The sequence below is a fragment of the Bacillus cereus group sp. BceL062 genome (genome assembly GCF_051780025.1).
In the GTDB taxonomy this organism is placed as follows: Bacteria; Bacillota; Bacilli; order Bacillales; family Bacillaceae_G; genus Bacillus_A; species Bacillus_A toyonensis.
On record NZ_JBPWGY010000006.1, the window covers coordinates 136,831 to 161,753 of the forward strand.

The following is a 24,923-nucleotide window of genomic DNA, read 5'->3' on the forward strand; positions in this document are numbered from 1 at the left end:
AAAAATCATGAAGATGAAGAGAATTACCTATAAACTCTTTATGACTACATCCCTCATTTTGTTAGCCTTTGCAGCCTTAATTTATGTAACTTTATACTTCTTTCTCCCTAAATTTTATGAGAAATACAAAACAGATCAGCTTCAAACGGGAATCGAAGAAATAATTGATAAATCTAAAGATCTTACGCTTCAAAATGCAACACCACTTGTTGATGAATACGCACAAAAAAATAATGCAATGATATATCTTCAAGATAATGAGGGAAGGGTTATTTATTATCCTTTTCTTAAAAGTACTATTCAAGGGAATACTATTCAAGGGAGTACTATTCAAGGGAGTACTATTCAGGGGAGTACTATTCAGGGGAGTACTGTTCAGGGGGGTACTGTTCAGAGGAGTACTGTTCAGGGGGGTACTCCAGCAAAAGGTTTTGTTACAACAGTACCAATAAAGGGTTTGGCTCAATCTCGTAATTCATATGAGGCTACCAAGCCAATACAATTCCAAGATGTTAACTTAACGCTTGTGGTGTTCGCAACATTTCAACCGATCGATGAAGCTTCACAGGTCTTGGTACGTTTTCTACCCTATATTAGTATCATTGTACTGGTTATTGGTTTAGGAAGTGCTTATCTCTATTCAAGGTTTATTACTAAACCACTTATATATATTAATGAAGGTGCACAAAAGATGGCAAACTTGGATTTCTCCGAAAAAATTGAGGTTCGTTCTATGGATGAATTAGGGGAATTGTCCAATAGCTTGAATGATATGTCCATCAATTTACAACAGGCAATTTTTGATTTACAAAAAGCGAATCTTCAATTGAAAAGTGATATTGAAAAAGAAAGAGAAATAGAAACAAAGCGAAGGGAATTCTTTGCTATTGTAGCACATGAATTAAAAACTCCTCTTACTGTTATGAAAGGATACTTAGAAGGGATGATATATAATATCGGCCCTTATCAAAATCGTGACCAATATTTAAAGAAAAATTTCCGAATAATTGAAAATCTGGAACAGCTGGTTCGCGAAATTTTAAGCATGTCAAGATTAGAACAACATACCTTTAAACTTCAAGTGGAAGAAGTAAATCTTTCGAAATCAATAGATACAATCACAAAAAACCTCGAATTTTTTGCTTCTCAAAAAGGCATTCAAATAATAAAAGAAGTCGATTCTGACATTTTTGTTTATACGGATTATGTTCTTTTAGAAAAAGCTTGTAAAAATATCATTCATAATGCGATTATGTATTCACCTTATAACGAAAAAGTCTATATAAAGTTAACAAAGGATTCTAAACAAAACAACATCCAAATACGAGTTATCAATACAGGTGTCAAAATAAAAGAAGAAGAAATACAACATATTTTCAAACCATTTTATCGAATCGAAAAGTCAAGAAATCGAAATACGGGAGGGAGTGGCTTAGGGTTATATATTGTAAAACAAATTTTAGAATCCCTTTTTATCACGTATTCTATGAGTAATACAAAACAAGGCGTACAATTTTTGATTACCATTCCATTATCCATAAAGTAAATAACAAAAGAGTCTCAATCTTATTTCACCTTATTGAAATAAGATTGAAATTTTTTATATAGTATACCGTCACATCGATAAAAAGACGTTTTTTTTCAATGATTTCTCAGAAAGAATAACGTCTTTTTTTATTTTAGGGGATATTTTGTATTGTTAGCCTGATAGCTATATTGCGTGACCCCTATTATAGGAATCCTGCATCAGAACATAACAAAAATATAAACAAAAAATAATTATTTAAAATATAAGTTACATTCTAATATTTTATTGTTGATGACTGACAGTATCATTTTACAGCTTATTTAGAAGGGGCATGTACATTTCGAAGAAGTTTTTCAATAAGTTTTGTTTTTTCATTTACCTTTGTGGCATATGTGAAATCACCATAACAATATGGATACCTAAAATTATTTTTATTTCCACCACAAGTGTACAACGCTGGATTTTGATCAACTTTCATCTTAGAAAACTTTTTAGCCGAATCTTCCGAGTGTTGTTTAACTTCTTGACTGGCGATAAAATCAATATACCCTGGTCCCATATTATAGCTTTGAATAATTGTCTCCATGCTAACATCTTTTTCCGTTCCATATTTGTACATTTTAGCAAAGTGTTTTACCCCTTGTTTAATGCTCAAGCTTGTCTCTTGAATTTCATTTGGCTTTAATCCCAGTGATTCAGAAGACTGCATAGGGTCGTTGCCCTCACCTCTACTCTCTTGATACATAATTCCTAATAAAACTGCTGTTTTCTCTCCTAAATTATATTTTTCTAATTCTTTTTTCAAGGTGTGCTCATATTGCAAAACACGTTTTTCGGTTGCGAGCGCTTTATTTTGTTGAATATTGGTTTTATGATTAAGATATAGTATTCCAAGCATTGTTCCTAAACCTAAAATACTAATAAACAATAATATAATAATTCGTATTTTACTCGTATTCTTCATATATTCCTCCTCGTATAAGAAATTCTATTTTTCAAAGGTAATTGGTTATTTATAAAATATGTAATAAACATCTATCTCCCGCTCCTTTTTAGACTTAAACATCAATACTTTAAGGTTTAAAGTTTAATATAAAAATTTAAAGATAAGGTAAAGATAAGATAAAGATAAGATAAAGGGCATTTTTTATGCGTACATTAAAAAGGTATTGGTACAAACGGATATGTGGGAGAACTTGTTGATATGAATGGGTTTAGTGATAATTGAGAGATTATCGTACAAGTTATTAATTTTGGAGGTATCATTCCAGAAGAAGATTTACCCTATCTTTTTAATATACTTTATATAGAAAATTAAGAGATAAAATATAATAAAAAAACGGCTAACCCTCCACGTAAGAGAATCAGCCATCACAAATAACTAATTATTTCATACTTGATATATTATCACCCTTAGTGCTATACAATGAGATATTCGTTTAACCATTGAAAATTATTTAAAGGATTACTTTCTTCATTTTTTTACTATTTCATAACTCGCTTCAAATTTACTCATCGCATTTATTGCCGTCTAACAATCATCATCACACATGACTTAATACATTATTGAAAAGAAACAGTTCTACACTATGCAGGCTTTCTTTATGATTTTACCGCTAAATTTTTTATAAAACTCTCTATAGAATTGGCCTGGAATACATGAAAATAAGAAGATTGAACGTCGTAATGTTTTTCAGTAATGATAAGGATTGAAGGAAAGAATTTAGAAGTTTTCGGTTGCCAAGATTCATTATGCCATTCTTGGCTATGGAAGTATAACTCATATCTGTTTATCTTATCTTGCATTATCTTTTTACTATACACTGACTTTTGAACTTCAATAAAGAATGGCGATCTACGCCATATTGTAAAAGCATCCGGTTCCATATATTCTTTTCCATACTTTGGTTCAACTTCGAATAGTTTAGGATTTTCATAATGAACGAGTTGTTTGTATACGTCCACAATACCTAGGAAATGAGGAATTTTTTGACTCGTTTTTTTAATAGAACTGGGTTGCGGAAAATAAATGTATGGGTGCTGCAATACGTTAGCATCAACATGCCCATCTCTTCTTAATCGTTTCATAACTGTATTACAACAAGTTATTGCATTTTTTAATCCTTGAAAATGTAAATAAATAATATCGTCACGAGACATACACCTAAATCGTTTCAAGTCATTCAAAATCCCTATATCCCTACTCTTCATCATCTAACACCCCGAATAAAGGTATTTCTTTTTGCAGAGGTTTTTTAGATTTTTTCTCCACTTTAGGCATTCGATATGGCTCAATAATTTGTTTCGCTTTACATAGTGACAAGTAAGGTGCTTGCACTTTCTTTAATCCATTTCGTTTAAAAATCATTTGGCCAGATTGCTCTAAATACTCTGAACCAGGAGTACCCATGATATTACTATTAATCACACTATCACATTTAAAGCCAATTCTTACAGTCATATTAAGTTTTAACTTACCATCTAACACCTTGGCATCTGGTCGCTGCATACTTAGCATAAGAAAGACTCCAAGCGACCGCCCGACTGCTGAAATCTTTTCAATTGTAGCCATACACTCTTTTTCATCTTTAAGCATAGCTACCTCATCGATAGCAAGTAGAATATATGGTTTTTGATAATTAGGATTTATTTTGTTGTACGCATCAATATGATCCACTTCATATTCTTCCATAAGTTTTCTTCGTTCTCTGATTTCCTTCCATAACTTTTGAAGCATTATTTTCATTTCGATTTCTTCCATACAAACTTCTTTTACATGCTTCACTCTACGCAAAAAATGAAATTCAGAGTTTTTTAAGTCACCAAGGTACAACTGCAACTTTTCAGGAGACATAAATTGAATAAGGGTTGATAATACAACACGTACCATACTACTTTTCCCGCTTCCCGTTTCCCCTGCAATTAATAAGTGCGGTGAATTGGAGTCAATCATATCGTACGCAATCATCTTTCCGAATTGGTCCCTACCGACAACAACAGGTAAACGGTACTCTTTTAATAGTGACTTCCATTCTTTATAAGAATAAGTATACGGCTTTAGCCCAGCATTCGAATCAAATACATGTAGGACAAACTTTTTCACATCCCCTTCAATCGTAATATTCCGTCCTAATATTTGCTGGAAACAAAACCACTTCTTTTCAATCTTCTGTGGATCTAATCCGTTTGGTATGGTAAATACATATCTCACACTTTCTGCTGAAGAAGAAATATTATGTACCTTTGGATAAATAAGTACTTTCCCCCCACGTGTTTGATGTTCCGTATATAGACCTGCTTTTCCAAATACCTCTATAAGTTGATTCCTTAACCTTTGTATAAGAAGCCACTTCTTAATCAGTTTCATATACTCCCCCCCTAAAACATGATTACGATGTGAATAAATACATATCCAATTAAACAAACTCCACCAATTCGCATGCCGTGATAAATTCCTTCACTTACAAATTTAGCTGCAGATATATAGTCATGTCGTACCAAATATTTTTCTAACATGACTGCCCCGATTAAAACGGTTCCCATTATGCCTAACGCAATGTAAGTATTGAGTACCTGATCCGACATATGAAGGAATGAGAAAGGACTTAATGAATTGTATTTACGTATTTTCTTTTCTTTATCTTCATATGACCGATCCATAAACTCACGAAAAGAAATTGTTTCCTTCCTACCACGCATTTAAATGCCCCCTCTATAAACAGAATGAACAAACTAGATAAAATATAGGTTTTATACGCTTATTACCTTGATAGCATTATCTTGACAGTTAAGGTGGTAGATACTTTGCTAGTTCAAAGGCTAGTTGATTTGGTATCTACTTTGGTAATTAGTTTGCTAGATACCATGGTGGCTACCTTGATACATCATATTGCGTGGGGCTTGTACATTATTAACACTTTTGTTTAAAAAAATCATGCTTTGGAGAAGATGTGATTAATAGAGGATTTAAGAATAGGAGTGTTCACAATGTTTGGCTTGGGGAAACCATTATCAAAGTTTGGTAAATTTTTAAGAAAAAATAATATTACTCAAACCGAATTAAAGGAATGGAGTGGAGTTAATCAAAATACAATTAGTCGTATTTCTCGTTCAAACACATACAAGCCTTCATTAGGGAATGGCCAAAAACTAATTAGGTCCTTAAAAAGAAAAGGTTACAGCGTAGACTTTGAGGATTTCTGGATGTAATAATCAGCTCGTTAAACCGAGCTGATTATTTTTTGAGGATTTCATCATTATTTTTGATTTTTTCAATACCGGTTCTCTATTAACAGAATGAACATATTTTTTCTAAAGGTATTACAAACTGAATCATAACTGGCAAATAAAAATCAAAGGAACATGATTTGAGGGGTTTTTGCTATACAAATAAAAGTACTAAAATTCCAAAGAACGTGTATAAAAAGTGACAAACAAAAGATATATTGTTAAGAGCAATAATATTAATACACAAGAAAAATACACGATAGAAATGCGCTTCCTATTCACCTTCCAATTACGTATACTGGAAATCATAAAACTTACTATCACCATACAACAAATCCCCACCAAAAACACCAATACATATTCGTGAATAATAACACCACAAATTAAAAATATAATTGCTAATATTGCTAATAGTGAATGTATTACACGCAAAAATAACCTCTCCTTATCTCATTGGAAATCCATTAATATATTATTATTTTATTTAGCAAACAGATGGTTTCCAATTTGTGCAACGGTTTGACGTGTTGTAATCCATTTATCAGTCGAGGTTTTGGGATTATAGAAATAAAGCCAATCAAAATTTATTCCTTTTGAAGTGAGAGCCTCTTCTACTGCCATTCTTGCTTCCTGTGTAGCAGGCTGATTAATTCTACCGTCTGTAATAGAAGTAAATGCATAACCATTTTTAATGGGTTCATAAATTACGTCTTTAATTGTATTTGGAAATCCATTAGCGTTAACCCGATTTAACACTACCTTTGCAACTGCAACCTTTCCTTCATGCGGTTCTCCCCCTGCTTCTGCATTCACTAATCGAGCCATTAAATCCACTTCTTGTAATGGAATATCCGTATCAATCTTTAAGTGTTGACCGACAAAAATTTGATTTCCGTCTACGTTATTGTTTTGTTTAATAAACTGTATTGAAACCTTATATTGTTGTGATATAGAACTTAATGTATCCCCGCTTTTCAATTGGTAAATTGCTTGATATGTATTACTTGAAACCCCCTTGGAGATGAGCAGTTAGCTTTTGCTGGCTACTCTTTTGTATTTTTCTTATCCAGTCTTTAATTAGCAACTTTTTTCTATTTATCCAATTTCATTAATTTTCACCACAAAAGGTTGATTTTAATATGTAATATTGCATATCTTCTACTTTCAGTCTTTCAACATGCGATAATTTATTTATAAAAATATACGATATTAGTAAGGATGATTTATATGAAAAATTTCCGTAAGAAGATGATTCAATCTTTACAAACGTTTTGGGGATGCTTAGCATTTGGTGTATTTATGTTTGCCATTTTCTTGATTATGGATTTATCAGATATCTCTTTAAATACATTAGGCTGGAGAGACTGGCTGGGCTCTGCAGTAGGTGCTGTCATCTTATCTGTCGGTATGTACACTTTAAGTAAATTGGATTTAAAATAAATATTCCGATAATACTGTAGATAGGCCGTATGCCAAAATTCATTTAAAGTAGTTTCCTCTGTATCTCCTTGTATTGAGCTGTTACCTTTTCAACGAGCACCTTTGTATAATACGCTTTTTAATTAAAATAACGATCTGTTTCGTTCATTATTTTAATAAATTTCTTTCCTAATTGCTTTTTCTATATGCTATACTAATTCCTAATTAATTGTAGAAAGAATGATAAAAATGAATGATAGATCCTCAAGAAGATGGATAATACAACAAAAGTTAAGAGTACTAAAAACAAAAATTAGCAATGATACAAACCCTTTATTTAATGAATGTCTTGAATCCCTCGGAGACAAAACGATAATTTTCTCCCAGGAAAAAAGCCAGCAGATTACTACTAATTTAATAAAATCTTTTCCTATAACTGTCTCCGGAAGAATAGATTGGGGCCAGATAGATAATCAATTATTAGTTACAAACAAGGAAAAATTAATTTCACTCATTAATATAAATAAACCAGATTTTGATGAACAGATTTTTATACTATGGGATAACTATAAAGTCCCTGTAGTAAGTACAAATCTTGATAAAGTATTTCAATCACTAGTTGACATTGATGCAGTCAGCTTTCATTACTGGTTATTGGATAAAGAATATAAATTCATAATTGAAATAGAAGATGAAGAGATGATTAGAGTTGGGTTTCGCTAATAATCCATTCATTTTTTCTCATCCTCCTCTTCTATAAAATGAGCTGTTTCCACCGCTGCTATGACTTTGTACCCCTTTCAATTCAATGGGCCTACATATTTGCTTCTTTAGGTACTTCATTGTTATCTGCCAGGGATCTCACTTCTCCGAGGCAGCCACTGCACTGCCACCATCTAAAAACATTGTATTACGCGTCATACTGATACGAAGACGTACCTGCAAATTTATATCTTGGTAGGATCTTAAAAACTAATATTTTTGAGACGTTAGCCTTTCTCTATTTTCATTTATAACTTTTAATGTTCCTTATAAAACATTTGAATATTTTGATATATTTTCTATCGAGAATGAAAATTACCTCTCGCAACCTGTATATTGTCATGTTATTCGCTTTCTACCTAGTAAATTGTAGCGAACGACGAGTCTTTTGTTTTGTACTTCTATTTTCGTTCATTAAGGTCGATTGTTTTTTTATCCCCATATAACTCATCCTGTTTCTAATCCAATTAAGAAAAGGATAAACCCTATCCCGATGATTTTTAATATAACTTTCAAAACAATTTCACCCACTTCGTTTATCTATATAGCCCTCATCCTTATCTTTCCTTAACAACAAACAAGACGCCACCCAGATTACGGAAGCGCCTACAATACTTGCTATTAATTTAACAAAACTTATTTACCTTCACGTCATTTATTTCTTTGCTTCCATACCCCATTCTCTTTACGATAAGTATTCTTTCCATTCATGAATCCCGCTGCATTACCAGGAATGCTATATTTCTTATTTTTAGCCTTCTTCTTCATCCTCTTTTCTTTTTGAACAGCTTGCAAATCCACCTTCCATTGTTTCAACAAATCCTTTTTACGTCGCATCGAATTTGTACCCCTTATATTGAAATGTTAATCCAATAATCATATTATATATATTCATAAATTATTTTCAATAAAAAAAAGCACCCTCAATATTGGATGCTCTCAATGTGAATTGGGTTTTATCCTGAGCATTGAATAGGACACGAAGATTCCGTCCTATTGCATAATATGCTTGTCCTTATCATAATGTGCAATAAAAAAGCGCCCTCGCCCAGGCGCCAAAAGATACATATACATTGAGGTAACTAACACGCTAGAAAAGACCCTTCCGTATCATTGTATGATTCTCAATTACCTTTATACCTAGCAAACTCATTAAATACGTTTAATGTATAATTTCTATTGATTTAACCATGCCCAATTCCATCCAATTCATGGTTAATATTCTAAATAGACCAACGATGTATTATAATCCTTTATATACACCAAGGAGGTTTATCATGCTCAACTTTCATAAAACATTCCCTATCTTAGGATTCTTTTGGTTTTTATATAGTTTCATTGGTCTCATCTTTTTATTATTATTCCTTAGCGTGTAATAACAATGCTTGTGAATATATGTTTAGTGTGTAATTTCTATATAACAAAGAAAAAAGCATCCGATTTGGGTGCTTAATGTATACTAATATTAATATTAAATAGCTTTATTGATAGACTTTCTAGAACAATAAATATACTTGCTGAAACCGATCTATATCCGATATTCTTTCCTGTAACATTAATAGTAATTTCTGCTAAATGGATTTGCACATCATCTTTTTCAAAAATTTTATCTTCAACCTTTTCAACTATTGCTACCTGATCCACTTCTTTAAAAGTTTTCAGCAATTTTGTTTCTAAAAAAGTAAAATCAAAATTTTCATCTTTAACCACACCAAATTTAATTTTCATTTTTATTTCCCCATTTTTAACTAGTTAATATAATAAAATCAATATAATTATATATTCTTTTATTATATAATTCAAAAGTTACGTTTTAATAAATTACCCATAGTTCACATATCTAATAGAGCGAAATTTTAATAAACAAATGGAAAAATTCCTCTTCTAAGTTCAAGACTACTCTCAACCTTCTCTAATCCACCGCATCATATAACTTTTTTCTATCTATCTTAGCTATTCGCTTTACGTTTGGTGGTTGAGTGAAGACTAAGAATCTTCTCATTTATACTCCATAGGTTGAGTCAATACTTAAGTTGTCCCATCATCTTCGCTAACCACTTATGGTTACACAACATGATAATTTTAAAAAATAAATAAATCTATATATATAGTTGTAAACATAATCGATTAAGTGTTAAAATAGCATGGGTACTCTTTAGCGAGTTCTCATATAATTAAGCAAGAGTTTAAAAATTCTCGAATCTTAGCCTCTTGGAGCGCCCTCCAAGGGGCTGAACTACTTAAAATATAGATTTTATGAACCTTTATTATTTTCATAAATCAATATATTGCATATACATAATATATTGATTTATGATATAATATCTCTGTGAAACATCACGTGTTTCAAATACAACATTTTTTTGATGACCTCTTATCTTTCCATAAGAGGTCTTTTTTTCAAATAACTATTTTATTTTTAAATATAACTGTAAAAAGATAATAAAGTTATTCGATTTTAAAACCTAAATCAAGCATAACCCCGTTCTGAATTTAGAACGGGGTTAAAATAAGTTATATAATTTTCGATATATGCTTTCACTGTATTCAAAAATATCACAACAAATTTGGTTAATAAGCTAAGTTTTATTCAATAATAGCGCCCAATTGTTGAATAACATGACTGGCATTTTTTAAACAATTTTATTTTTATTATCTCTGTACAATTTAATTAATTTGCAAACACTTATTTTTCTGTACGACATAACTCTTTGCTGGGAAAAATCCTAGCCCTTATTATTTAACTACTGTTGATCCTCCATCTGTGCCACGATCACTATCCAATAATTCATCCATTTCAACAAAATGAGCTGTTTATACTTTTCCTCTTCCATTTCGTTTTATACATTATGAGGATGAAGCAATGAATGCTGGAACCTTGTTAATAGTATGAGGAATCATAAAGTTAATATAAATTAACTAAATAGAGCAAAGAAAATGTTTTATTGCATAAAAAAGGCTCCATTGCTGGAGCGCTCAAAAAATAATATAAGTAAATGAATTAAAACAAATAACAGACAATTAAAATATACAGGTTATATATAAATAAATCTATATATATGTAATATTACATATATAATTCTATTTATTGATTCTATACTTACTCAATGATTGTTACATTTTTTTATGTCTTTTAAGCAATACAGTACCTTCTTAACATCAATTGTACAAGTAAAAGAAGATGGTTCAAGGCGGAGGAAGGCACTTTGGGGTGGCTTTTCTTTTGATTACTGTTTCAATCATAAATTGCTTAAATTCCAAAAATACGTAGCATAGAACTTAATGTGCTAATCCTAATAATTCAGTAATCTCAATGACCTTCTTATCTTCTACTCTGCAATAAAGTCTTGTGCCTTTGCGCTCGCTAATTACAATATTACCTATAGTTAGTTTTCGCAAATGTTGTAAAATCATAGGTTCCGAAATATGCGTCGCTGTACTCAACTGAGAAACTGTTAAGGTACCACTTACAATCAATTCACTTACAATTAATAAACGACTTGGACTACCTAATAATTCTAAGATTTTAGAACTACTTTTATAATCACTAGAATCCATGTTGAAATCACAAGACATACTATTCATCTCCCTAATATCAATACAAATATTGAATATTTTAACATAAAAATCAAAGTGAACTCCTAATATTTTCTATAAAAATGAAAAAAATTCAATTTCAGGTTATTCAAATTAGAGGAAGGCACCTTTGGGTGGCTTTTCTTTATTTCTCAATATAAGAACTTTAAGGATATGCTATTATTTAAATACAAATTCCCTTTTGTACACTCAGATAGTAATACCCAATAAAAAAGCCCGCCTATTTCCGTAGGTGGGCCTTGTCTTTATTACACAATATCAAAGTATATTCTCTTTTTCTCATAAACTTTATGTAATTATACATATTTGTAAAAATTACACTAAATAAATATTACATGTAGTAAAATATCAATTGTGGACACGTTCTATAAAGCAGATTCTTTTGAAAGACGTAACATATTGACAATTATAAAAGATGTCGCGTCACTCTAATATTGATCTCAACTCTCTTGTATTTTGTAAACTAACAATCTGGTATATATAGACGATTCTGTTTTATAGGGTGTGTTTACACGTATAACAAAGGGATAATACTGATACATTTATATTAAACGAATGTGGTTCAAGTCGGAGGAAGGCACCTTTGAGTGTCTTTTTTATTTTCAAAAGGACCTGCTCAATTAATACCTAAAAACATAAGGTAAAGTGAATCCATTAAAATACATGAGTGACCTTAATTTTCCCCTCCTACTCAAAGGAGAGATTAAAATGGGCTTTGGTGGTAGTTGCGGTAGTTGTGGCGGAGGATTTGCTTTATTAGTTGTTTTATTTATTTTATTAATCATTGTTGGAGCTTCTTGCTTCTGCTAAAAAACTATCGGAAAAGGCACTCTTATATGGGTGTCTTTTCTTTATAAAATTCACATTAAATTAATTAAACTTTATAAAAAGATGTAGTAAAATATAAATTGGGTGGGAACCCAGATATATTTGTGCTGTAAGAAAAGTCTTATGTAGATTGAGTAGAGGGAGACACCTTTGGGTGGCTTTTCTTTTTGGAAAGTAACTCTACACAAAGAAAAAAGCCTCATATATTGAAGCTTTTTAGTAAATATTTTAGTATTTTCTTCCTACAAAATCTCAGCAGGAAAAATCATTTAAAAAGCCATTGAATTACTGAAGAACTCTGTCATCAACATTACATCAGATTGGCATCAAAAATGTAAATCCTCATTTTCCTGGTATTGCCCTTTATTAAGTCTTTGTCTTATAAATAATTCTGCAACAATTAAATTTGGTACCCACGCTAACCAAGCAATAACAGCGTAACTAAGTTCAAACTGCTCTAGTCCAAATAGCAATACAAACAAAGGTAGCCAAATTCTTAATGTAACTGCCGCAAAGGTTAAGGAATAATTTCTAATCATCCAATTTCGATGATCTTTAATTTTCTTATTCTTAACTCTATTTAATGCTTGATATGCTGATGCTAGCCACAATACGGATAACAAACCGAAACCAAGCTTTGCTACCAATCCCCCCATAGCGTAAAAGGATAAGTACAGTCCTGAAACGCCACCTAATAATATACCAATCATATAGATTCTCCCAACTATTCGATGAAGGTTGATTTTCGTTCCTCTAAATTTTGTGGATAATGTAAACGGACCGATTACTAACGCTACTATACTAGTTGTAATATGTATAAATAATATAATGTACCAAAAACTACTTAATTTAGAAACAAACATAAGCTTCATTTTGACCAGCCCTGTTTGAAATCCATCCATAATAAAATATTGGACAACAACATAACTAGCTACTAAAATAGCTAAAAAAGTAAATATAAACCAAATTTTCCTGTTCAAATTTTACTTCCTCCTTGCTACATTTAGGGACAGTAGATTATACATTACTTTTCATTCTAGTAAAGAGTAGAAAAGCCTTCTTTAATTATCTATTCAACACAATGTTTTTTCATTTAAACAACTCTAATTGAAATCTATAAAAAATGAAATTAGATATATTGCAAACAAAAGTTGAACTGTGCATATCGATTCATCGTTAGAACAACAAAAAGCTGCTTCAGCATATTTACCTGAAGCAGCTTTTGTTATCTCAAAAATGGCAATGGTGCTTGCTGAATTCCGTTTTGAGTTGAGATATAAAAAGATTTTGCGAATCCCTCACTGTGAATGCATTCGTCTATTACAAGCATTATAGGGATCTTTCGTAAGTCTAACATTAGCTCCTTTCTAACATGTTCTGCTAAAGCGAGATTAGATATAGATAATATAAAAATTCCTGGTAAACTCTTCGTGTTTTCGAAATTCAATAAATTATTTGGTCCATTTTGAATGTGATCTTCCCAAATTTTCAATCGCAATTTTAAATGTTGTGCATATCGCTGACCTTGTTGTACCCTTTCAAATATGAAGTTTTGATTTCCAATTGGAGTTTTAATTTCTCCAACGGCAATTGGATTATAACCATTACCAGTACCTTTTAGCTTTGGATACCAACACCAGTTTTTTAATAGCTGTTGGCTAACTGCAAACTCATATTTTATTTGATTCATAGTGACAAATCTTTGTACCCCTGCTACTCCAAGTCTTAACCACTGTTCTGGCTTTAAAGAATAGTTTGTATTACGGTTATGATAAGCCCACATCATCAAATGACCAGCAGTATTTAAAGTGATTGGAGCAGAGGTTTTGGGTTGATCTGGAAATAGCCCCGATTTTATCTCCCATCGACTAACAAATCCATACAGTACCAGTTTTTTCAGCGATTCTGAAACCTGTGACCTACTAATTTTAGATTCCACAAAATTTTTAATTTGAGCTTCAGTAATCACTAATGAATCCCAAATAAGCTTTAGTATTAAATTGTCTTTTTCATTTATAAAACCTGAATTAATTCTGTCATATATACTACGTAAATCTGTGAGTGGTTTGAATTTATCTGGAAGAATTGGCCCCCCCTGCAAAGAGGGGTCATCCCAAAGTGATAAAGATTGGTCCCTATTAAGCCAATATTGAACCGCCTTTCCATTCTCTTGTACGGAAACCTGCGGCGCACTCATTAATTATATAAAAACGCCGTTGGATCGTTAACTTTTTTGCGTCCAAATGGAAACTTAAAGATAACCCCCGACCCTCTCTCTTTTTCCACATCCACACTTACAATTCTCATACTTACTACGTCATCCAACACTGGCTGTTCGATTGTTTTAGGGACAATTCCTTTAATTGTGCAGCCTTGGTCCAATTCAACAAAAACACCAAAACGCGGGTCAACATTTACAACCCTTCCTACAATTGTATCCCCTTCAGCTAATTCAGATAATAACTGATAAGGATTTTCCACGGCAGCTTTTCTAGAAACGTGGATTAGTCGCTGTTCTGGATTAAATTGTAGAATCTTAACTGGGATACGTTCACCAATTGGTGCATAGCGATCCACAGCGTTTTTATACACTCTTCCATAGTTTAGTTCATGTAATTTCATGAAGCATTCCGCACCATTGATACGTAAGAATATAGTAGGAACCTGAGCATTCATGTTGTATCCAGTTACTTCTGCTTCGTAGGCTGGCTCTTGCATTCTTTCATCTTGCTCCAATTCTATTAACTCACGAATTAACGCATCTGCCGATCTCCTGCTAGCTTCTTTTACTGAAACCTGTACTTTATTTATATCCAGTTCATCAGACATTTGTGTAATTACTACATTAAAAATATTACCTGTGAATTGAGTAATACTTCTAAAAGAGTAATCAGAGAAGTCTTCTTTTTTACAAATACCTATAATCTTACCATTTTCAAGGGCAAACTCAGCATATTCAGTATCTGGATCGTCTTTATCGTGTCTTTTAACCGTTCTCAATACCGCTTGAATTGGCTCTTTATATCTACGTAGTACCTGTAGCTTTTCATAATTTTTTAAATCCATAAAAATATCTCCTCTCCCTTGTTCAATATTTATAAAGTTCAAAAATAATACTTCTACTTGAATTATTGTTACTTTTAACTGAGAAACTAAGTTTTTTAATTGTTTTTTATATAGACCTACCACTTATTTTATTTATAAGAATTAACGTTAAAATAATTATATATTTAATCAATTAAATTCTTATCTAAAATTACTTCTATATGAAAAAAATCTTTTTGTTGTTTTGAATTTTTAATTGCGCGCAAAGAAATATACATATACTCCTTTACGAAAAAAGGGTATTAGAAAAAGAATCAGAAGATGGTTCACTTTATTTAGTGTTTCCTATCGATATGTTCCACAAATATATAGGTTTTCTTGGAAGTAATTCGGACCGAAAGAGTTTCTTGAGGTTGTGATTCACATGCAATAAATACAACTTGATGCAACAAAAAAAGCACCTACCACAGGTACTTTCTAAATATCTATCCATTAAATTTATTAGATGAATCTTCCTTTTCTTTTAATTGATCAATACATATATCAATTGTCTCTTGCATTATTCTCACCCTAGTTTTATCACTTTGATTCATAAGAGGTGCAATTATAGCCCCTATACTACAAAATAAAAACATAGCACCTAATCCATAATAGAATGTCTCAGAGAGCCCTTTTCCCATGTTTGGTAGAAGATTTTCTGTAATACCTTTAATTTTCCCTGTTACTAATATACTGGCAAAAGAAGATGATAATATTGACATAACAAAAGTTTGAAATACTACTACCATATTATCCTTTTCCACCACATTTAAATAAGCTTTATACCTTTTTAATTTATCCCTATCGTTATAAAAATATCGTTTTATTTTATTTTCTAATTCTTCCATGTTATAAATAATATTTTTTGAAGACTTAGAATTCCCTATTATTTCTTGGAAATCTTTTTCTACGTCTTGTATCCCACCTGTCCATGTATATAACCCTATTTTTTTTCTTTTTGAAGATTTATTACCCATCCACCTAAATATCTTCCCTATTACAATTGATAGTATTATATTTACAAAAAGACCTAAAAGAAAAAATAAAATCACCCTAATATAATCAGCTATATTACCTATGTGCTCTCTTACAATATCCATAAAAGCAGAGTATACTATAAATACCATAAATAATAATAATGTCATTGTATAAATCTTTTTCATTATCTAAGTCCACCTCTAATACACTATTAAATACAATATATCAATATAAGGTATCATAGATTAAAGCGTTTAATCAATTATTCATATAAATATATTTACCCCAATTCCAACGTTATCCCTTGTTTTGATTGCGTTCTCCTTTTTCTTCACCAAAAAATAAAATCCTTAAATATTTAAGACCTTTGTGCACTTATCCTATGTATGTTCTCAAAGCCTTTTTCTCTATCCATGCCCCTAATCTACTTTTTCCAGAACCATTTGCTTCAACTATAATAAATGCGTTATTTTCTAATTCTTCGATTCTAACCTGATTATTTTCTTAAGGAAATTTGATTCTATAACACATTCTTCACACCCCTTAGAATTAATTCCATTTTTAAAATTAAAATAAATTACTAAACTCGAAATATAGAATCTACTAAAATCGTTTTAGTTTAAAATTACTTAATACAGTTTATCTTGCTCAATTTAAGACCAATAATTATTTATTCAATAATTTTATTATCATTTATATAAATTACTAAAAAGTAAAAAATCCCCTTATTTAAAATGACAAGGGGGATTATTTCTAGTACGCTACCATATCGTGTACAGTTTCCTACTTACGGCATACGATCTTTTAAATCTGCTAAAGGTATAAGTTTGTCAACAAGCCATAACTTCTTATTTCCATCATAGATAAGATTTATTTGCATTAATGACATATTATCAGATGAAACACCATTAACTGTAATTTTACTTTTCACTTTTGCTAATACATTTGCTTTTGTAGTATCCAAAAATGCATAATATAACTCGCCACCTGTGTATTCAGATTGAAAGGAAACTTTCTTCTTTTCTTTCGCATCTCCAGTTCCAGGAGCAGATTGTGTTGGTCCACCTGGAGGTGTTAATTCTTTCTTTGCATTTGGTGTTATATATGCATCGATATTAGCAAGGTATGATTCGCCTTTACCTGTATCATAAGTACGGAAAGCTTTAAGAAATCGTTCTGCAGCTTCCTTTACTTGTTGTTGATTGTTACTCTTTAGAGCTGACAACTCCTTTTTCGTATTATTGTATTGTGCCTCCACCTTTTCCACTTTTTTCGTTAATTTTATATTATCAGTTTTAAGTTTCTCATTATCAGATTGATATTTTATTAAAAACCCTACGCTAGCTATTAATAAAATTGCTAGTATAATGGTGATTTTCTTCATGATTTACCTCCTTTTCGCAGTTTCATAAGTTGCTAGATGTTACATGCATAATTATCTAACTACACGACCATATCCCGCAAAATGCTGTTGAAAATATGGTTTACCTAAATCAGCATAGCCAATCGGATCGCCAGCATGATACATTGTATTATTTCCTACATAAATGCCAACATGCGTAATGTAGTTACTTGTAGCATAAGTACTATGGAAAAACACTAAATCTCCTGGCTTAGGATCTGTTATACGTTGGGTTTTATCCCATTGGGTTTGTGCAGTACCAAATAAATTAATACCAACTCTTGAATACGTATACTCAATAATTCCACTACAGTCAAATGACGTATTTGGTGTTCGCCCTCCAAACACATATGGCCATCCTTGATACTTTAGTGCTTCTGCCATAATTGCTTGGAATACATCATCACCTAAAACGCTACCACCAGCAATTCCACCAGAACCACTAGGGGTTTGACCAGGTTGATAGTATCTCATAATATGTGGGACATAGTCTGGATCACCATAACACCAATTATTAGCTACTGCCTCCGCACTTCGCCATGATGCACATCTATAACCATTTTTAGCTGATTGTTCTGCAGAAAATGCTCTTGCATTCTCGTGTGTATATCCACCTTTCGATACTGCATAGTTAGCGTATCCGGTTCCGTAGTTATAACATTGTAATGTAGTATTTTGATCACCATTTGATTTTTTATGACAATCAGCAAAATGCATTAAACCATATTTGATACTTTCCTCTGGATCAGTAAAATACCCCGGAGGATACCCTTGTGATTCTGAACTTTGCATAACATCCAATTGTGTTCCAGAACTTTCTTGTTGAATAAGAGCTAATATTAATGGAGTCATTGCTTCTATGCCATGTTGCGCCGCATATTTCCTTACCAATGGCTCCCATCTCATTACTTCAGGACTAACACTTGCAGTACCCGGTGCAAAAGGACCACCAATTCCCCCAGGACTGACTTCATCTTCACTCATTGTGGCAGTTAATAAAAATATCACTATACCTAAACCTAAAACAACAGCCATAATAACACCGGCAACTATTAATAACGGCTTTGCAACAGCAACTGTAGCTGCCTTCTGTGCTACTTTTACCGCTACTTTCTTCCCTACTTGTGCAACTGCTTTACCCGCTACTTTTGTTCCTTTACCAGCCATCTTCCCTAAAGAATGGCCTGCCTTTTTCAAGGCAGGCTTAGCATTCCCTAGTTCAGCTACAGGATGGTGTTCATTTTCAAAGTCGCGATTTAGTTCCGCACTCAATGTATAAACCCTCCCTCACGAGCTGAATTTTTTTGTTTTTTGGTTTCTTTTGCTTTTATATTTTTTAACGTATTCCCTGAAAGAATTCTCCTCCCTCAAGCGTGTGAATGGCGTAGCCCAACGATAAGTGGGAGATAAAATTCGGTTTGGCATAGCCAAAAACTTTTAATAAACTAACCACATGAAGTTCTTTGATAACTTGATATAGAAGGTTGCAGGAAGAAAATAGAGTGCGAAAAACAAGCCATTCGGTTCCTGCGTAAAATATCAACCGTACCAAAAGAGCGTCCATACGTTGGACATCTAGGGGTGGAACACCCCGAAGTAACGCTCAGGGAGACGAAAGGTTACTTTCTTCGCGGAACTGAGAAGCTCCCACTTCAAGCTTTGCTAAGTGGCGAGTAGTTCACAGCTTCTTGTTGTGTTTGTACTTTTGGTCAACTTTTTTAATTACTGCCCCTTCTTTTACATGTTGTTGATTATTCACTTTAGGAACATTTTTTGATTGTTGTTGATTAACTTGTTTTACCTCTACTTGTTTTTGTGGTGTACTCACCAGGGAAGTAGTGACTGGCTTACTCTCTATCGGATTCGCTGGTATTGGTGTTGTTCCTGACTGTGGTGCTGTAATTGGCTTACTCTCTATTGGATTCGCTGGTATTGGTGTCGTTCCTGACTGTGGTGTTGTAATTGGCTTACTCTCTATTGGATTCGCTGGTATTGGTGTCGTTCCTGACTGTGGTGTTGTAATTGGCTTACTCTCTATTGGGTTCGCTGGTATTGGTGTTGTTCCTGACTGTGGTGTTGTAACTGGCTTTGTTTGACCCGTTGGTGTTTTAATTGTTGCTACTGGTTTAACATCCGCCTTTACGTCTTCTTGCTTATTCTCAAGTCCACCATTATTTTGATTTGCTACTGGTCTAACATGAGCTTTCACATCTTCTTTATTATTTAGTTCTTCGTTTGATTGTCCTACTGGTTTAACATCCGCTTTTACATCTTCTTCTTTAACTTTTAGTTCTGCTTGTTGTAATTCAGGATCATTATTTTGATGTTTCCCCCGTACTGCTAATTCTGGATTCTCTTTAGTTGCGGCTACTTCTTCTTTAACCCTTTCTTGCTCCTGATTTCCTTTTCTATCGCGAACACCTAAGTTTTCTTCTTTTTTCATTTGATTAATATTTTTTTCTTTTTCCGCTTGCATTTGCTCTTTTTCCTTACGTTTACCATCTGCTACCTTTTCTTTTCTATCTGCATAGTTTTCTTTCAACTGTTTAAACTTACTATAACCTGATTTTCCCATTTTCCCGGCCATTGCCGCACTTGCAACACCCGTGGCGCCAGCTACTGCTACACCTCTTCCAACTGTCTTAGATCCACGTTTAACATCACGATATTTCTGCCTAATATTACTCATAGCATCTGATGCCCGTGCAGCTCCTGCACTTGCTGGTACTGTAGTAATAGCATCGAAAATTGTTTTACGATATAACCAAACACCTAAGAACGAAAGTACTTGTAATGCAGCAACTACTAAATAACCATACTTATCAGTTGCGCTATATAAGATTGAAGAAACCCAAAACATTAAAGTTAATAGAAAACCAATTGCAACTTTCATAAGTAGCGTTCGGAACAATTCAGATAAAAATCTCTTAGCTGTCCCAGTCCATGCAGGTACTAAAGCCATCAATAACATTACTGGTGACATCAGCGCTACGATGATAAACATTAATTGATAAAATAACATCGCCATACTACATAAGCCTAAGACAACCCATAAAGGTCCATTGATTAAGAAAAGTAGTAATACTAAAGCGCCACGCTCAAAAGTAGCATCTAAAGTTAATATCGTATTTTTCTTCTGCTCTACTTCCTCTTTTAATAGCTCCTGCCTTTCATCTGCTGCTGTTATTGTTAACATTTCCTTAATTCTTTCATCACCGATTTTCTTCATATCTGTTGTACCAAACTGTAATAATGTATAAGATTGTTTGATTAATAGGGTGTGTGTTAAATCAGTGATGGAATCGACACCGCTTGAATATCCTTCACTTGCTCCACTAATACTTTGTGTTGAATCAAGAACAGTTTTATTTACTTGTTCCGAGAAAGTGTTCAATCCTTTGATAATATAACTTGAATTTGCGAAAAAACCTAAAGTAAAAACTAAAATACCTAATGCTTTTAACAATCCTCCTAGCATATCTGACTGGCGTCGTTGTACAAAACCTACCCAGATAACCCAGCAAGCTAATAAAGCTAACATGAGTCCAATTAATTCACTATATATTCCATTACCCCAAGAACCATTGAACCCTGCTGCTTTAGATATTACATCACCTAATTTATCTCCTACATCAGCTACAATATTGAGACTCATAGATTGGCCGACCATACTTGTAACAAAAGTACTAATTCCAAGATTAATGGTCCATCCAATACTTATGAGACTAAATAATACAGCAACCATTTGTTCTTTAACTTTATCCCCCCATTTCCAGAACTTAAGGGATTCACCAAATCCACCTTCTGGTGTATAAATATCAATCCCATAGCTACTTGGAGGGTATTCCTCATATTTTAATTTTTCCTTACTCTTTGGAATAATATCATCTATAAGAGAAGGTCTGGGTTCTTCCTCTGCATATACTGGGGTAGCTTTAAAAAGTAAATTAAATGCTAAAATCAAAGTACAAATTAATAACAATAGGGTAATAAACTTTTTCATTACATGTTACTCCCCCTTTTATGGGAAACCTATTAATTTTTCGAACTAAACTCATTTGTCGGTTTAGTATTTGCTACTTCATCGATTTCATTTCGATAAGGGGCAGCATAACTTCGAACTTTGAAACCATCTTCTGTACGAACTACTCTTACCCATTTCACTGCTTTATCGATATTTTTAGGGGGCTTCTTTGAAATAAAGTTATACATAATTGTATCCTTATCTACCACATACTCTTTTACTGTATAATCTTTGTAAGATAAATTATTTTGTGGTCCTTGATTCGGATCTAAAATTTTATTTTTATCTCCATCGACGATAAGTTTTCTAATTGTTTTATTATCATGTTGTAAGTCGGCCTTTACAAAATCCAACATCATTTCTCTAGGAGTGTGCCCCTGTTTATCTTTTTCTTCTCCTACATTTGTTTCGCTATTTCCACATGCTGCACTCAAGAAAAGAGTACCTACACATAGACTTGTTAGCATGATTTTTTTGAATTTAGTTTTCAACATATTAACTCACTCCTACATTTATTTTTTCTCCCCCTTCTTCGACAAAGGTTGCATTAACTTCCTGCCTTTCATCATCATTTGACTTTCTATAATTCTTTCTTGCATTTGGTCTTGTATCGAATGCATCGTATAAATCTTTAAACACTACATCCATTGTGACAACACCTGCTCTTCCTTGAATGTCTTGGAATAGACATTGGCCTGTTTCTAAATTTGTAATAATTGCATGATTTTCTTCATTGTCAGGTAATCCAAAGAAATCTAAGATTGAAGAAATTTCTTTACTGTCTGTGTTACGGAATGAGAACTTCATACCGATATTATTCTTAAATGTCTCATCTCCAAGGTCACTTGCACTTTGAGTAGCAAAGTATACTGCAGAGTTTAATGCACGACCTTCACGCACTAACTTACGAGCTAACTCCCGCCCTTGAGAAGTTCCCATGATTGCCCATGCTTCATCTAATAGAACAATTTTGAATTTAGTAGGGTCCTTTTGAAAGAATTTTCTTGCAAAAGAAGATAGAGACATCAGCATACTAACTGATAAATTTTCTTGTAAGGTATAATCTTTCGGATCTTTTTGAATATCTGGCATATCAAGATGCTGAATTTGTATGATATTCACTGCTGTATCAAGTTCAATATCTCTATTTGTTCCATCACCAAAGATTAAGTGTGCAAATGATAAATTTTCAAATGCTTGAATGTGTGCGGCTAATTGTTGATCCACTTTATCCTCACTATCTTCAAGATATTGAGATACAGCTGTTAAGCACGGCTCTTCCATTCCTGCTACAAATTCTACAGCTGAAGCCAAGCGCGGGAATTTTTCCGAGTTATCAGGTTTAATACCTGTAATGAAAGTAAGAATTGTCATTGCTAACTCAATTGCATCTTTCCGACTATGTTTATGAATGATAAATGGGTCTAGTTTCCCTTCATCTCGTCTATCAGTCCCTAGTGTAATTACGTTTACTTTACCTTCTATACCGTGTAAATCTTCTGTCCAGTTTCCCCTCTCACCTTTTGGATCGACTATCAGTGTTTGAGCTCCTCCAAGTACTGCTAGGTAAACAATTAAGTTCGTTCCAAATGATTTACCGGAACCAGTACTTCCTGTTACTGCAACTGAAAGTGCGCTTGTTTTTTGATTTGCAACGGTATTTGTTGCTGCAAGTGAGGGTGTCATATAAACTGCTTTGTTTAAAATACCAGTTGTTCCAATATAAAACCCGATATTATCTCCTAAATCTTGTGTTGCACCAAACATACCGGCTGCTAGAACTCCAGGTTCCATAAAGTGTATATAATCATTTACATATCTTCTTGAACCAGGGATAAATTCATTAAACAGTAGGAACTGATCTCCATACGGCCTTACTAGTTCAATCATCATCTCTCTATAAATAGAAATAAGTGAATTTGTATTTCGACGCATTGTATCTAAATCTTCAGCACATATACAGAAAGATACCGATGTTTTAACTAATGGCATACGTGTCTTTTGTATAAGTGCTTGTAATTCAGTAGCTTCTTGAACGCCTTCATACACGTTTAGCCCAACAGTTTGTGCATTTTCTCTTGCATGTGCCTCTTGATCTTCTAAATCTTTTTTCTTTTTATTTAGTTTAGATAGAGCTTTGCGATGGTTAATATTTTCAGTGCGAACACTCAGTTCAATTGGAAAATCGATATTTTGAATCATATACATCCACTCTTGGTCTGGAAACTCCATCGTATATGGGATTTTAGAAGCCGATAAAAAGCTCATATATGCTAGATATTCTAACCCGTCGGTACCAATTTGAGACATTTCAATATGTCTTCCTTTAACATCAAATTCTGCCTCTGATAAACGTAATAAGCTTTCTTGATTTGGTATGATTGCAGAGTCGTCATTTTGTACGGGAGGTGTCCATCCAGCAGTTACTGGCGCCTCTAATGTGCGATAGAAGTTTCTTAATATAACCCATTGCGTTTCATTAGTTTCTAGAGCCCTTACAGCCAAATGTTTTCTTATTTTATTTTTAAAAGCGCTAGCTTCTCTTTTAAACATCTCCAAATCAGTTTTTAGTATTTTAGTATCACCAAGTAACCCAAACTGTTCTGCAGTATTTTTAAAGGTATGAAATGCTGTATACAACATTTCTTTAAGCCCTTCTTGTATGTGTCTTACCTTTAATTTCACGCCAATAAAATATCGATACTCTACTGCATTTTTCCCAAATTTTCGTTCTAGCTCATGTACCACATCATCTGTATGATCAATTGCAAGTTCTTTTAGTTCACCGCTTATTGTACCTTTAAATTCATCGGCTTTTTCCTGAAAGTTTTGATAAACAGGAATCATTAAGAGGTGCTTTTCTTCATCGAAATTCCAAAACAATCCAAGTTGGCGCATGAATAAGGTATTTTTATCATCATCTCCTCGGAATTCATATGGTATTCCGTATGCCTCGTAATACGCCCAGCAAGAACCATCTTGGTTAAAAATCAAATTATCGTGAAAGTATTTGACTGGAAATTCAACCTGATTCATTTTACCCTCCTTAAAGAAGAATATGAGACTAAAATAAT

General features: G+C 32.8%; 20 protein-coding genes and 3 pseudogenes. 6 read left to right on the forward strand and 17 right to left on the reverse strand.

What is annotated here, in order from left to right; genetic code table 11:
- The first annotated feature begins 7 nt into the window (after nt 1-7).
- Nucleotides 8-1,546, forward strand: a complete 1,539-nt coding sequence (locus ACS2MN_RS15870; protein WP_218963331.1) for a sensor histidine kinase — start codon at nt 8-10, stop codon at nt 1,544-1,546.
- A 298-nt stretch (nt 1,547-1,844) separates the two neighbouring features.
- Here ACS2MN_RS15870 and ACS2MN_RS15875 read toward each other — a convergent pair whose 3' ends face one another.
- Nucleotides 1,845-2,492 carry a lysozyme family protein gene (locus tag ACS2MN_RS15875; RefSeq protein ID WP_098805716.1) on the reverse strand — a complete coding sequence of 216 codons (648 nt, stop codon included), beginning with the start codon at nt 2,490-2,492 and terminating at the stop codon, nt 1,845-1,847.
- Nucleotides 2,493-2,708: 216 nt separating this feature from the next.
- On the opposite strand from ACS2MN_RS15875, the pseudogene ACS2MN_RS15880 reads away from it, so the two are divergent.
- A pseudogene (locus ACS2MN_RS15880) lies at nt 2,709-2,834 on the forward strand (vancomycin resistance histidine kinase VanS); the annotation flags it as partial.
- Between the two features lie 296 nt (nt 2,835-3,130).
- Here the strand turns inward: ACS2MN_RS15880 and ACS2MN_RS15885 are convergent.
- Genes ACS2MN_RS15885 through ACS2MN_RS15895 form a run of 3 tightly spaced genes read right to left on the reverse strand, consistent with a single transcriptional unit; the run spans nt 3,131 to nt 5,227 of the window.
- On the reverse strand, nt 3,131-3,742 hold the full coding sequence (locus tag ACS2MN_RS15885; RefSeq protein ID WP_371411027.1) for a replication-relaxation family protein: 612 nt from the start codon (nt 3,740-3,742) through the stop codon (nt 3,131-3,133).
- A complete protein-coding gene (locus ACS2MN_RS15890; protein ID WP_098805715.1) occupies nt 3,729-4,895 on the reverse strand; it encodes an FtsK/SpoIIIE domain-containing protein in 1,167 nt (388 codons plus the stop codon). Before ACS2MN_RS15890 ends, ACS2MN_RS15885 begins: the two co-directional genes overlap by 14 nt.
- 11 nt (nt 4,896-4,906) lie before the next feature.
- On the reverse strand, nt 4,907-5,227 hold the full coding sequence (locus ACS2MN_RS15895) for a hypothetical protein (protein WP_346994655.1): 321 nt from the start codon (nt 5,225-5,227) through the stop codon (nt 4,907-4,909).
- 288 nt (nt 5,228-5,515) lie between these two features.
- On the opposite strand from ACS2MN_RS15895, the gene ACS2MN_RS15900 reads away from it, so the two are divergent.
- Nucleotides 5,516-5,737 (forward strand): helix-turn-helix domain-containing protein, encoded by a 222-nt coding sequence (locus ACS2MN_RS15900; RefSeq protein ID WP_000467340.1) that lies wholly within the window; start codon nt 5,516-5,518, stop codon nt 5,735-5,737.
- A 498-nt stretch (nt 5,738-6,235) separates the two neighbouring features.
- On the opposite strand, the pseudogene ACS2MN_RS15905 reads toward ACS2MN_RS15900, so the two are convergent.
- A pseudogene (locus ACS2MN_RS15905) lies at nt 6,236-6,763 on the reverse strand (cell wall hydrolase); the annotation flags it as partial.
- A 219-nt stretch (nt 6,764-6,982) separates the two neighbouring features.
- Here ACS2MN_RS15905 and ACS2MN_RS15910 point away from each other — a divergent pair.
- Both ACS2MN_RS15910 and ACS2MN_RS15915 read left to right on the forward strand, forming a co-directional pair.
- On the forward strand, nt 6,983-7,195 hold the full coding sequence (locus tag ACS2MN_RS15910) for a hypothetical protein (RefSeq protein ID WP_098805712.1): 213 nt from the start codon (nt 6,983-6,985) through the stop codon (nt 7,193-7,195).
- A 228-nt stretch (nt 7,196-7,423) separates the two neighbouring features.
- Nucleotides 7,424-7,897 (forward strand): CDI toxin immunity protein, encoded by a 474-nt coding sequence (locus ACS2MN_RS15915; RefSeq protein WP_098805711.1) that lies wholly within the window; start codon nt 7,424-7,426, stop codon nt 7,895-7,897.
- Between the two features lie 690 nt (nt 7,898-8,587).
- Here the strand turns inward: ACS2MN_RS15915 and ACS2MN_RS15920 are convergent.
- The 3 genes from ACS2MN_RS15920 to ACS2MN_RS15930 all read right to left on the reverse strand — a co-directional run bounded on the left by ACS2MN_RS15920 (nt 8,588) and on the right by ACS2MN_RS15930 (nt 11,512).
- Nucleotides 8,588-8,773: a hypothetical protein gene (locus ACS2MN_RS15920; protein WP_098805710.1), complete on the reverse strand. Its 186-nt coding sequence runs from the start codon at nt 8,771-8,773 to the stop codon at nt 8,588-8,590.
- Between the two features lie 612 nt (nt 8,774-9,385).
- Nucleotides 9,386-9,664: a hypothetical protein gene (locus tag ACS2MN_RS15925; RefSeq protein ID WP_098805709.1), complete on the reverse strand. Its 279-nt coding sequence runs from the start codon at nt 9,662-9,664 to the stop codon at nt 9,386-9,388.
- A gap of 1,551 nt (nt 9,665-11,215) precedes the next feature.
- Nucleotides 11,216-11,512: a metalloregulator ArsR/SmtB family transcription factor gene (locus ACS2MN_RS15930; protein WP_098805708.1), complete on the reverse strand. Its 297-nt coding sequence runs from the start codon at nt 11,510-11,512 to the stop codon at nt 11,216-11,218.
- Between the two features lie 729 nt (nt 11,513-12,241).
- On the opposite strand from ACS2MN_RS15930, the gene ACS2MN_RS15935 reads away from it, so the two are divergent.
- Complete coding sequence (locus tag ACS2MN_RS15935) at nt 12,242-12,343, forward strand: YjcZ family sporulation protein (RefSeq protein WP_079995239.1); 102 nt, start codon at nt 12,242-12,244, stop codon at nt 12,341-12,343.
- A gap of 344 nt (nt 12,344-12,687) precedes the next feature.
- Here ACS2MN_RS15935 and ACS2MN_RS15940 read toward each other — a convergent pair whose 3' ends face one another.
- The 9 genes and pseudogenes from ACS2MN_RS15940 to ACS2MN_RS15980 form a co-directional block, all read right to left on the reverse strand.
- Nucleotides 12,688-13,341, reverse strand: a complete 654-nt coding sequence (locus tag ACS2MN_RS15940) for a DUF2306 domain-containing protein (protein ID WP_098805707.1) — start codon at nt 13,339-13,341, stop codon at nt 12,688-12,690.
- Between the two features lie 245 nt (nt 13,342-13,586).
- Nucleotides 13,587-14,558 carry a hypothetical protein gene (locus ACS2MN_RS15945; RefSeq protein ID WP_098805706.1) on the reverse strand — a complete coding sequence of 324 codons (972 nt, stop codon included), beginning with the start codon at nt 14,556-14,558 and terminating at the stop codon, nt 13,587-13,589.
- Nucleotides 14,558-15,427, reverse strand: coding sequence for an RNA-binding protein (locus ACS2MN_RS15950; protein WP_438894719.1), 870 nt, complete (start codon nt 15,425-15,427; stop codon nt 14,558-14,560). Before ACS2MN_RS15950 ends, ACS2MN_RS15945 begins: the two co-directional genes overlap by 1 nt.
- Nucleotides 15,428-15,891: 464 nt before the next feature.
- Nucleotides 15,892-16,608: a hypothetical protein gene (locus ACS2MN_RS15955; protein ID WP_346994657.1), complete on the reverse strand. Its 717-nt coding sequence runs from the start codon at nt 16,606-16,608 to the stop codon at nt 15,892-15,894.
- Nucleotides 16,609-17,210: 602 nt separating this feature from the next.
- The gene (locus ACS2MN_RS15960) at nt 17,211-17,807 is read right to left on the reverse strand and encodes a hypothetical protein (RefSeq protein ID WP_098805703.1); all 597 of its coding nucleotides are present in this window, start codon (nt 17,805-17,807) and stop codon (nt 17,211-17,213) included.
- Between the two features lie 51 nt (nt 17,808-17,858).
- Nucleotides 17,859-19,097, reverse strand: coding sequence for a bifunctional lytic transglycosylase/C40 family peptidase (locus ACS2MN_RS15965; RefSeq protein ID WP_346994658.1), 1,239 nt, complete (start codon nt 19,095-19,097; stop codon nt 17,859-17,861).
- 380 nt (nt 19,098-19,477) lie between these two features.
- Nucleotides 19,478-21,828, reverse strand: a pseudogene (locus ACS2MN_RS15970) (CD3337/EF1877 family mobilome membrane protein).
- 32 nt (nt 21,829-21,860) lie between these two features.
- Nucleotides 21,861-22,343 (reverse strand): hypothetical protein, encoded by a 483-nt coding sequence (locus ACS2MN_RS15975; RefSeq protein ID WP_061530268.1) that lies wholly within the window; start codon nt 22,341-22,343, stop codon nt 21,861-21,863.
- 1 nt (nt 22,344) lies between these two features.
- Nucleotides 22,345-24,885, reverse strand: a complete 2,541-nt coding sequence (locus tag ACS2MN_RS15980) for an ATP-binding protein (RefSeq protein ID WP_346994659.1) — start codon at nt 24,883-24,885, stop codon at nt 22,345-22,347.
- Between the last annotated feature and the right edge of the window lie 38 nt (nt 24,886-24,923).